5 protein-coding genes are annotated in these 6,440 nt (G+C 62.6%); 2 read left to right on the top strand and 3 right to left on the bottom strand.

Translation table 11 applies throughout. The features are described 5' to 3' along the window. The first annotated feature begins 550 nt into the window (after positions 1-550). Positions 551-2,092 carry an IS21-like element IS1415 family transposase gene (gene istA, locus ABZ567_RS32115; RefSeq protein WP_030538069.1) on the top strand — a complete coding sequence of 514 codons (1,542 nt, stop codon included), beginning with the start codon at positions 551-553 and terminating at the stop codon, positions 2,090-2,092. Further along, entirely contained in the window at positions 2,092-2,883 is a 792-nt protein-coding gene (istB, locus tag ABZ567_RS32110) for an IS21-like element IS1415 family helper ATPase IstB (protein ID WP_003944771.1), read from the top strand. Before istA ends, istB begins: the two co-directional genes overlap by 1 nt. A gap of 6 nt (positions 2,884-2,889) precedes the next feature. On the opposite strand, the gene ABZ567_RS32105 is transcribed toward istB, so the two are convergent. The 3 genes from ABZ567_RS32105 to ABZ567_RS32095 all read right to left on the bottom strand — a co-directional run bounded on the left by ABZ567_RS32105 (position 2,890) and on the right by ABZ567_RS32095 (position 5,516). Beyond that, positions 2,890-3,891, bottom strand: coding sequence for an IS110 family transposase (locus tag ABZ567_RS32105; RefSeq protein ID WP_352230076.1), 1,002 nt, complete (start codon positions 3,889-3,891; stop codon positions 2,890-2,892). 131 nt (positions 3,892-4,022) lie between these two features. Continuing rightward, a complete protein-coding gene (locus tag ABZ567_RS32100; protein ID WP_054186956.1) occupies positions 4,023-5,087 on the bottom strand; it encodes an IS630 family transposase in 1,065 nt (354 codons plus the stop codon). Positions 5,088-5,099: 12 nt separating this feature from the next. Continuing rightward, positions 5,100-5,516, bottom strand: a complete 417-nt coding sequence (locus ABZ567_RS32095; RefSeq protein WP_073513843.1) for a transposase family protein — start codon at positions 5,514-5,516, stop codon at positions 5,100-5,102. Positions 5,517-6,440 lie beyond the last annotated feature (924 nt).

Raw genomic sequence — 6,440 nt, 5'->3', positions numbered from 1 at the left:
CGCAGCGGCCTGAGCGCGGCGGCCCAGCGCGCCGAACTCCTCGCCCACCTGGACAAGGCGGTCGAGCGCCGTCTCAACGCGGTGGTCCTCCAGGTCGCAATCGGTTCCAATTTCGGAACCTGTTGCTGCCCATAGTTGTTTTCGCAGATCGTTCCTCACGCTGCCATCACGCCCTTTGCGATTGTCTATCGACCGAAATCTAGGGGAAGGACAAGCTCAGGGCTGGTCGTCGACGACCGCCAGCGACCAACACCATCCCGCAAGTTCTCTGGCTACGGCGACATTGGCGATCACCGGACGCTTCTTACGGGCGGTGAACTGCTCCCACCGATGATGCAGGCGGTGGTTGCCGGCATGCCCACGAGCACGCGCAGCGGGGCTGGCTTTCGCCCATCGAGTGCGCATGACCTGTCCAGGTGTCGACGGCCATCGTAAGCTCCCCACTGGCGGCCATTTATGGCGCATTTTGTGGCCATGGTTTCTCCCCGCGTACGGCCAGATAGTTCCCCACCTGCTGTGAGTCAGATTCGGTCCCGGCAACGCTGGGTGGATGAAATCGAGCAGGGAGATCATGGAAATTTTGGAGGCGTACGACCTCACGGGTAGTTATCGGGCGGCGGCGGAGCTGGCTGGGTGTGATCACCACACGGTGGCCCGGTATGTGCAGATGCGCGCTGCGGGGCAGCCGCCGGACCGCCGGCGGCATCGAGCGCGGGCGATCGACGACTTTCTGCCGAAGATCGAGGAGTTGGTGGTCCGCTCGCAGGGCAAGGTCCGCGCGGATGTCATCCACGAACGGATCGTCGCGCTGGGGTTCACCGGCGGTGAGCGGACCACGCGCCGGACGGTCGCGGAGGCGAAGGCCCAGTTTCGGGCTGGTCGGCGGCGAGTGTATCGGCCGTGGGTAACCGAACCTGGGCTGTGGTTACAGTACGACTTCGGTGACGGGCCAACGATTTCCGGCCGGAAGACGACGTTGTTCTGCGCATGGTTGGCGTGGTCGCGATTTCGGGTGGTGATCCCGATCTGGGACAAGACATTGCCGACGGTGGCGGCGTGTTTGGATGCGACATTCCGCCGCTTGGGCGGGGTTCCGGTCTATGTCCTCACCGACAACGAGAAGACCGCGACGATCGATCACGTGGCCGGGATCGCGGTCCGCAATCCGGAGATCGTGGAGGTGGCACGGCATTACGGCACGACGCTGCGGACGTGTTTACCTGCTGATCCGGAGTCGAAGGGAGGAAGTGAGGCGACGGTGCGGATCGCCAAAGCCGACCTGTTGCCGAAGGAGGTGAACCTGCGCGAGCAGTATCACTCTTTCGGTGAGCTCGAGTCGGCTTGCCGGCAGTTCTGCACCGACGTCAACACCCGCGTCCACAGCTCTACTCGGCGGCGGCCGGTCGAGCGGCTGGCCGAAGAGTTGCAGCGGCTGCATCCGCTGCCGAAATCTCCGTTCACCGCGGTGTTCGGCACTACCCGGCGGGTGAACTGGGAGTCGACGATCTCGGTGGAAGGGGTGCGGTATTCGGTGCCGCACACGTTGATCGACACTCGGGTCTGGGCCCGCTTCCATGGTGAGGAGCTGATCGTGACCGCCGTCGACAATGATGGCGGTGCAGTCGAAGTCGCGCGGCACCGCCGCGGCCAACCCGGTTCACCGGTCCTCGACAACGACCACTACCCACCCCGCCCAGACCGCGACGCCGCCGACCGGGTGCCCAAGCCTCGTACCGCCGCCGAGCTCGCCTTCCTACAGTTGGGCCAGGGTGCCAACAGCTGGCTGGTCGAGGCTGCCGCCGCGGGAGCGCGCCGCATCAGGGCGAAGATGGCCGAGGCCGTGGACCTTTCGAAGCTGCACTCCCCGGACGCAGTCGACAGAGCGTTGGGGACGGCGGCGATGACCGGCCGGTTCGCCGATCGGGACCTGATCTCGATCCTCGACTACCAAGTCACCCACGAACACGCTGATCCGGTCCGTCGCAGCGAGAACCACACTCTGCAACCGGGCACCGCCGCCTGGTCCACCTTCGGCCAGACACCAGCGCCGGCCAGCCCAGCCACTACTGACGATGAAAGCGATGACGCCTGATGAGCACCCCTTTGCGCACTGTTACCAGCGCTAACGGCGACCCGTTGGCCGAGGCGATCGACCTGACTAAACGCCTGAAACTGCCCCATATCCGCAGGTCCTTGAGCGATATCATCCCGACCGCGAAAGCCCAACGCTGGGACCCCGCCGAAGTCGTGCGGGTTCTCCTCGCTGAGGAAGCCGCCGGCCGGGACCGGGCGAACCTGCACACTCGCCGCAAACGCGCGGGTTTCCCTACCGGCAAGACCTTCGGCGACTGGGACGAAACGAAATCGTCGATTCCCCGCGCCACCCAGGACGCGCTCCGCACCCTGGAGTGGGTCGGGCGGCGTGAATGTTTCTGCGTCTGTGGGCCTTCGGGAACTGGCAAGTCTCACTTCACCGAGGCACTCGGGCAGGCCGCAGTCGAAGCTGGGCTGGCGGTGTCTTGGTTCACCATCGAAGACCTCGGTGCCCTGGTCCGCCGGCACCGTGCCGACGACTCCATCGCCCGAGCCCTGACGAGGATCATCCGCTCCGACCTGATCATCGTCGACGACATCGGTCTGCTCCCGGTCTCTGAAGACGCCGCCGAAGGATTCTATCGCCTCGTCGACGCTGCCTACGAACGCCGAGCGATTGCCGTCTCGAGCAACCTGCACCCCTCCGGCTTCGACGAGATCATGCCCAAAACATTGGCCACCGCCACCGTTGACCGGCTCCTGCACCATGCGCACGTCGTCGTCACCGACGGCGACTCCTTCCGCCTCACCGAAGCCACCACCGGCAAGGGGGTGAAGCCCTTCAGCTAACCCAAATCAGAAAGCGGGTGGGGAAAAACAACTGGCCGCCACCGGGGAGAACCCGTGGCCACCAGCGGGGAGAACTACTGGCCGCCTACGGGGAGAACTTCGTGGCCATTGACATCCAGGGTTGCGGTAGATCTTGCGGTGATGCCATGCTGCCTCGACCAACAACCGACGTGCATGACCGTTGCCGGTCTTGGTGATCGAACCCTGTGATCGTGATGTCCCCGAAGAGTATTCACTCGGCACCAGGCCGACATAGGAACCGATGGTGCTCCCCGTAAATCGCTGCCAGTCGCCGATCTCGACCGCCAACCCGAACCCGGTCAAAGTAGAGATTCCGCGTAAACATCCCAAACGGTGCACCATCGGCGTGTAGGGACTGTTCTCCGCCATCTCCTCGATCGCCGTATCCAGTCGGTCACGGCGGCTTCGGGTGAGCAGCATCGCTTCATAGTTCGAGTCGAACGTGGCCTGCAACGCCGACTGCTCGAACCTCTGACTTCGTAGCCACACATCATGCGCACCAGTCCACGCCGCACCACCAGAATAGACAATGCCCTGCCGCAGAAGAAGTTTCGACAAGCGATGTCGGCATCGCATCAGATCCCCGCGAGCATCCTCACGGGCACGGACCAGATCTCGGGCTGCCTCTTGTTCTACCGAAGGGACCGTGACCTCGACGATCTCGTCCAGTCGGAGCAACCGCGCCAGATGCAGCGCGTCGCGAGCATCGGTCTTGACGCGGTCACCAGCAGGTCTCTGCAATTTCGACGGCGCAACCACCACGCACTCCACACCCGCTTGATTCAGAGCTCGGTACAGGCCGAATCCGGTCGGTCCGGCCTCGTAGACGGCTTTCACCGGACCCGGCAACGAACGCAACCAGGCGAGGATCTCACCGGAGTCCGGACATAATCGTTGTTTCCATACTTCACCGGTTTGACCGTCGATCGCACATGCCACTACAGACAGTGCGTGCACGTCCAATCCGACACTCGTACGCTGATACATCACCGGGGCCTCCTGCAAATGTAGGCACTACCGATCCAGGCTTCGCCTACTCGGCAACCCACGGCAACTTGCAAGCGAGTCCCCGGCCCGAAACGGGCCGACCCTCATACCGTCTAGCCTCGATCGGCCAGCTAGTGCCCCGAGTTTGAAGTTGTTTTACGGTCAGCTTTCACCAGGATCTGCTCGGCGGTTTTCGTCCACACGAACGGCTGCGCCCGCGGATTCCACCCGTTGATGAACTCTCGGATCTTCGCCGTCAGTTCGCGGACACTGCGGAAAGTTCCGCGATGAATCGCTTGGCGTTCGATGATCCCGAACCACACCTCGACGAGGTTCATCCACGACGCCGACGTCGGGGTGAAATGAACATGGATCCGCGGATTCGCAGCCAGCCACTCGCGGACCTCGGCCTTCTTGTGGGTGGCGTAGTTGTCCATCACCAAGTGCAGTTCCTGCTTCGGATACGCGCGTGCGACATGTTTGAGGAACACCAGAAACTCCTGGTGACGGTGTCGCGGCCGGCAGATCCCGGTCACCTTTCCGGTCGCGATCTCCAACGCCGCGAACAAGGTGGTGGTGCCGTTGCGGATGTAGTCGTGGGTTTGCTTCTCGGGCATTCCGATCTGCATCGGCAACGTCGGAGCGGTCCGATCCAATGCCTGGATCTGCGATTTCTCGTCCACGCAGAGCACGATCGCGTTCTCGGGCGGATCGAGATACAACCCGACGATGTCGGTGACCTTCGCGACCAGTTCCGGATCGGTGGAAAACTTGAATGTCTCACTGCGCCAAGGCTGCACACCGTACTCGCGCCAGATCCGTGCGACCGTGCCGTACCCGATCCCCAAATGTTTCGCGAGCAGGCGCGAACTCCAGTGTGTGACACCGTATTTCTTCGGCGGCGGCATCAAGGTCGCGGAGACGATCTCCCGGCGATCGAGGCTACGCGGCCGCCCCGAACGCGCATCGTCTTCGAGGCCGGCCAAGCCGTCTACGTCGTAGCGGGCGCGCCAGGAGATCACCGTCGGCCGCGACACCCCGACCAGTTCCGCGATCGACGAATTCGACTCACCTTGAGATGCGAGCAAAACAATCCTCGCTCGCTGCGCCGCACCGGAGGAGATCGACCTCGACCGCAGTCGTCGGGCCAACTCGAGATCGTCGCCGTCTCGCAAGAGTAGGGGCTTAATCCGCATGCTTGAAGTATCTCAAATCGCACTGTCAAAGAATTTTAGGCGCGCGGCACTAGCGACCTCGCTGACGGCGCGGTTGCCCGACGCGATCGCCGAACCGTTCTTCTCTCGTAGCCGGGTCGTGAGCCGCGACCGTGCCGGCACAGCGCGGGACTGCTGCGTGAATGTCGCTGTCCCACAGGCCGGTTCGCGGCACACCAAGCGCCGTTTGAGCCACCACAGATCGGTTCTTTGGCCGGAGGCAGGCAAGTCCTTGACTCGAACCAGTGGCCGCTCCTTGATCCTTGAGGTGAGCACCCCGCACTCGGGGCAGGCGCCCTCCGGGTCGATGACCTCGATGACGACACGCACCGTGTCGGCATCGATTCGTTCGAGCTGCAGGACGGTGAACTCGTCCTCCAGCCCGAGCAGCACTGACGTACCCTCGTTCATGCTCGTGGCCTCGCTGTTGTCGCGTTGTGAGAGACCAACAGCATGTCGGGGCCACGAGCCCCATCAACTACCGGGCACCCCGCTCAAGCGCGAAGAGCCTCTTAAGTGACTGTGTAACAACCAGTTTCGATGGAAGTCGCTATCTGAATTGAAATTCTGGGCGGAAATGCACGACGACCAATGGCTCTGGCAGGGGTAACTGTGCGCGTCACCGATGGCGAGGGAACCAACAGCGTCGAGATCGACATGCTCGTGACCGCCGACGCCATCACCGAAGTGCCGTCGGTTGGCTGAGACTTGTTCAGTGCCGAGCCCTGCAAGAGCGGAGTTTGCGTCGGGCGCTCCCGGTAGATCGGCGGTGGCCTTCATGGTGTGATCGCGCTCTATACGCACTGGCTTTAGTGGTGGGTGTTGCTGTCGCGGCGCGCCGTCCTGTGGGCGGCAGGAAGAATCTGGCCGACGTGTTCGGCGGGACCGAGCATGAAGCGGTCCAAGCCGGAACGCGTTGGGCTGTAGACGTACTGGAGTCGGAGGGAATTTCTGCTTCGGAGCAACCTTTGGTCGCGTTACGTGAGTTGCGTCGGGCTAATCGAGCGTTGTCGCTTACCGGTGCCAAGGTTCTTCTGGACCAACTTCTGCCACCTCGCTAGCGCAGTCGCGGGTCGCTGTCCCCGAAACGTCCGCGATCTGGTCCTGGGTCACCACTCCTGAATGATGTTGACGGTGCTCGTCCAGATCGCAGGATTGTTGACCGTGAAGGTACATCAAATCAGGACGGCATCTCCGGGTGGCTATGAGGTTCGGAGACGCGTCGGGGTGGTAATGGGCTCTTTCTTACTGGTGAGCGGTGTAGCCGTTTCACGGTGACCACCAGATCATACTTTGGTACGCTTAAAGTATGACCACGAAATTTACCATAAGTCT

The sequence above is a fragment of the Streptomyces sp. NPDC016459 genome, assembly GCF_040632845.1.
Classification (GTDB): Bacteria; Actinomycetota; Actinomycetes; order Streptomycetales; family Streptomycetaceae; genus Streptomyces.
This window is presented reverse-complemented; position numbering and strand designations above follow the sequence as displayed.